The organism is Maribacter sp., assembly GCF_039968975.1.
GTDB lineage: Bacteria > Bacteroidota > Bacteroidia > Flavobacteriales > Flavobacteriaceae > Maribacter.
Genome location: NZ_JBDVOT010000087.1, coordinates 1 through 4,692 on the forward strand (window position 1 = coordinate 1; position 4,692 = coordinate 4,692).

Genomic DNA, 4,692 nt, shown 5'->3' on the forward strand with positions numbered 1-4,692 from the left:
CTGGCGGAAGTTTTAATATTTGAGCTTCTATACGCTCTTGAACATATTTCTTTAAAACAGAACTTAATACAGCCTGTTCAAATTCATTTAGTGCAAGCGCCTCGGTAATTCTTGGCATTTCGTCATCAACCAATTCTTCTGCGGTTTTAGGTTTAGGTGGTTCAGCTGGTGTCTGTGCTTGTGGTATTGAACTTCTTTGATTACCATATCCGCCACGTGACCCGTAACTGCTATTGCCATAACCGTATTGTGCATAAATTTCAGAACTTCCTAATAGAATTAATAGCAATGCCAATACTTTTATATTGCTACCTTTTATCACTTTTTTCATGTGTTTAGATTATAAAGTTATACTATGGTTTAACTGAAAATGGTTAATTGTTTGTTAAGATAATTAACTAGGCAATTATAGTGAATTCTATTTTAACAATGAATCTATGTTAGAAGTAGGTCTACCTATAACTGCACTGTTTCCATTAATTACAATAGGTCTTTCTATTAATTTTGGATATGTAATCATTGCATCTAATAATTCTTCATCATTTAGTGGCAAATGCTTAAATTTTTCTTTCCAGATTGCTTCAGACTTTCGTACCAAATTAATTGGCTTAATTCCTAAACAACTAATGATGTTTCTTAACTCATCTTTAGTTGGTATGTCTTCTAAATACTTTACTACTTCAAATTTCTTGCCAGAATTTTCAAGTACTTTAAGTCCTTCTCTAGATTTACTACATCTAGAATTATGATATATTTTAATCATTACAATTTATTTTAACTAATAGATATCCTTATTCATCTAAAAAGATAAATAAGGATATCTGTTTTATTCTTCATCTTTTTGCCCCATCATCATTAGATAGGCTTTAAGAAATTGATCTATATCGCCATCCATAACATTGTCGACATTACCTGTTTCTTGACCTGTTCTTACATCTTTTACCAATTTGTAAGGATGCATAACATAGTTTCTAATCTGAGAGCCCCATTCAATCTTCATTTTAGAAGATTCAATTTCTTGCCGCGCTTCCATTTTCTTGCGAAGTTCTATCTCGTACAATTGAGACTTTAGCATTTTCATTGCAGTGGCTCTATTGTCGTGCTGACTTCTACTATCTGAACATGAAATTTGAATTCCGGTAGGATGGTGGGTCAGTTGTACTTTGGTTTCCACCTTGTTCACATTTTGTCCACCGGCACCACTAGATCTAGCTGTTGTAATAGTTATATCTGCAGGATTGACATCTACCTCTATGCTATCATCTACTAAAGGATACACATATACAGATGCAAATGAAGTATGTCTTTTTGCATTACTATCAAACGGAGAGATACGTACCAATCTATGAACGCCATTTTCGCCTTTTAACCAACCAAAGGCATACTCGCCATCAATTTCTAATGTAACGGTTTTAATGCCGGCCACATCACCTTCTTGATAGTTAAGTTCTTTGATTTTATAACCGTTCTTTTCTGCCCACATCATGTACATACGCATAAGCATAGCAGCCCAATCGCAACTTTCTGTGCCACCGGCACCCGCAGTTATTTGTAGTACCGCTGGTAGTTCGTCACCTTCTTCAGAAAGCATATTCTTGAACTCCATTTTTTCAAGGGTATTGATTGCCTTTTCATATTGGCGTTCTACTTCTTCTTCAGAAACTTCGCCTTCTTGTTGAAATTCAATTAATGCCTCTAAATCTGCTACCAATAGTTGTGCCGCATCATAATCATCTACCCATTGTTTTTTTGATTGGATAAACTTCATATGAGCTTGTGCTTCTTGAGGATTATCCCAAAAATCTGGCGCCAAGGTTTTCTCTTGTTCGTTTTCTATTTCTATTAATTTGGCATCAATGTCAAAGATACCTCCTTAACGCACCAAGGCGATCTAAAAGACCTTTGTATTGGTCTGTACTTATGTTCATACAATTTTATTTTTGGGTAAAAATAATACTCTTTTAAATAATGATGGTAGATATTTAAGAATACCTATTGTTGACTTTCAACAGTTACCGTGTGTATGGTCTTGTTCTTGCCCTGTGAATGAATTATTCCTTTTAGTGGAGCGCAATCATTATAGTCTTTGCCATGACAAACTTTAATGTGGTTAGTGTTGGCTAAAATATTATTTGTTGGGTCAAAACCTTTCTAGCCAATTTCTGGTATATAAGCTTCTGCCCACGCATGCATTTGAGAACCGCCAACGTAGCCGCTGTCTTGATCAAGGTATCCTGAAACATATCTAGTAGGTACACCATTAGTTCGTGCCAATGCACAAAAAAAATGGGTGAAGTCTTGACAAACTCCTTTTTTCTTAGTTATAATCTGTTTAAGTGGGGTGCCTACTTCGGTTACACCTGAGGTAAATTTTATGTACTTAAAAATATATAAGTTTAAGGCTTCAAGATTATCGAAAATAGAAATAGAATTATCAAACAAGAACAGCTGTTCTTGTTTGTTTTCTAAGGTGGTGAAAGAGGTAGATTTTAAAAAGCGTTCGTGAGTAATTTTAAAATCTGAATTATGTAGTTCATTATATGCTGCAGATATATCCGGATTTATTTTGAAATTATATGGGTCTACCTCTTCTTTTAAAAACTTAAATTTAGCTTCAAAAGTAATTTCCTTAAACTTTTTCTTTGGATGGACTCTTAATGTTTTAAAGCCATAACCGTTAATTGAATATTCAGTATTGGCAAATAATGAATTACTGAATTCTATTTCTACTTCATATTGGTTCTCGTTCTCAACCGGAATTATTAAAAATTGCCAATGTGCGTCATAAACCCAATCATCATAAATATTTTTCGCGTTATAGGTAATCTCAAATTCTCTCGGCATAAGGGCAAATATACCTCATTTAACCGGTCTAATAGTTAAAAAACTCTTCGTCTACTTTATCGCTAATATCTACTAGACTTTTTAGAATATCTTCAATGAATGATTTAATATCCTCATCTATTTCCTCAATATATTTAAACTCATATTCAGATCGTACCCTGCCTATTAAGAAAGCGGTAGAATCTTTGTTATATCGCTTTTCTGGATTAAGCATTTTTACATGCCTATTTACTTGGTTTAATGAGTTCATTACTGATCTTGGGCAGTTGGGGTTTAGAATCAAAAATTCTAATGTTGTAATGCTGGTAGGTGTTTTTTTGTAAAATCTACGCATCATATCATAAGACTCCGCACATTTTAAAAGGGTTGTCCACTCGAAACTTTTTCTGAATTTATCGTTCTCGCCTCCTTGAGAAAGTAATGCATCATTATATTTAGCATTAATCATTCTAGTAATTTGGGTGGCTCTTTCAATATTAATACCCATTGAAATTATGGCGTAGGTGGCATCATGTAAAAGAGTACCACGTATTTTGCCCCTAAGTATATCTGTCATTTCTGCCACGTTAGTAGTGAAATCATGAAGACCATTTTTTACAAAAATTTCTTTGGGGTAGTTGATGACGAAGTGGTAAAACTTGTTGATTGCCTCGTACAATTCTGTAGAGATTAAATCTCTTGCACTGTTGGCATTTTCCCTTGCAAATTTTATATTGTTGATTATAGAAGAACTGTAAGATGGATCTAGACCAATCTGATAAAGTACGTCTTCTTCTTTTAAAAATTTATCTAAATCTTTTTCAGGGTCACCAACCATAAATAACATTGATCGCAATACAAATTGGCGGTCTTGAGATTTTAGATTTGGTGCATCTAATGAAGAGAAATAATTTACATTTAAATATCTTGCTACATGTTCTGAACGTTCAATATAACGTCCCATCCAAAATAGATTATTGGCAACTCTTGCTAACATATATTTTCTTTATTTTTTTAATACCCAGGTATCTTTTGATCCTCCTCCTTGAGAAGAATTAACGATTAAATTTCCTTTTTTCAGCGCTACACGTGTCAATCCTCCTTTTAGAACAAACTCTTTGTCTTTTCCTAGAACAGTAAATGTTCTTAAGTCTACGTGACGTTGTTCAAATGATTCTGTGTCGTCAATGTAAGTAGGGTGCACTGATAATGACATTATAGGCTGAGCAACATATTTTCTTGGGCTTGCCTTAACTTCGGCTTTTACTTTTTCTATTTCTTGTTTACTTAGTCTGTTGCCAATAGATATGCCATAGCCACCTGCTTCGTCAACCGGTTTAATAACCAGTTCGTGTATGTGTTCTAATACATATTTTAATTCGTCTGGTCTACTGCAATGGTATGTGTGTACATTGTTTAGAATAGGCTCCTCGTCTAAATAGTATTTAATGATTTGTGGCATATAAGTGTATACCGCCTTATCATCTGCTACACCGGTACCTGGTGCATTGGCTAAAGTGACATTACCTTTTTTGTACGCTGCAAAAAGACCTGGTACACCAAGAACGGAATCTGGGTTAAATTCTAAGGGGTCAATAAACTGATCATCAATTCTTCTGTATATAACATCGACTTTCTCTGGACCTTTAATGGTTTTCATATAAACAAAGTCATTCTCTACAAACAAATCACGACCCTCCACAAGTTCTACACCCATGGTCTTTGCTAAATATGAATGTTCATAAAATGCAGAGTTATACATGCCCGGAGTAATTACTACAACATTAGGTATGTCTACACCTTTTGGTTTGACCGATTCTAATAGCTCTAGTAAATTTTCGGCATAATTGGTTACCGTTTGCGTTTGGT

General features: G+C 34.3%; 5 protein-coding genes and 1 pseudogene. All 6 read right to left on the minus strand.

What is annotated here, in order from left to right:
• Nucleotides 1–331: pseudogene (locus ABJI11_RS06265) on the minus strand (hypothetical protein); the annotation flags it as partial.
• Nucleotides 332–418: 87 nt separating this feature from the next.
• Complete coding sequence (arsC, locus tag ABJI11_RS06270; protein ID WP_348350444.1) at nt 419–763, minus strand: arsenate reductase (glutaredoxin); 345 nt, start codon at nt 761–763, stop codon at nt 419–421.
• A 63-nt stretch (nt 764–826) separates the two neighbouring features.
• Nucleotides 827–1,928, minus strand: a protein-coding gene (gene prfB / locus ABJI11_RS06275; protein ID WP_348350446.1) for a peptide chain release factor 2 whose coding sequence is annotated in 2 segments (ribosomal slippage) — nt 827–1,861 and nt 1,863–1,928 — 1,101 coding nt in all. Because the reading frame shifts where the segments join, the coding sequence is not laid out codon by codon here.
• A gap of 223 nt (nt 1,929–2,151) precedes the next feature.
• Nucleotides 2,152–2,844: a transglutaminase-like domain-containing protein gene (locus ABJI11_RS06280; protein ID WP_348350448.1), complete on the minus strand. Its 693-nt coding sequence runs from the start codon at nt 2,842–2,844 to the stop codon at nt 2,152–2,154.
• 28 nt (nt 2,845–2,872) lie between these two features.
• On the minus strand, nt 2,873–3,820 hold the full coding sequence (locus ABJI11_RS06285; protein WP_276493949.1) for an alpha-E domain-containing protein: 948 nt from the start codon (nt 3,818–3,820) through the stop codon (nt 2,873–2,875).
• A 9-nt stretch (nt 3,821–3,829) separates the two neighbouring features.
• On the minus strand, nt 3,830–4,692 hold an 863-nt coding region (locus tag ABJI11_RS06290), incomplete at its 5' end, for a circularly permuted type 2 ATP-grasp protein (protein WP_348350450.1).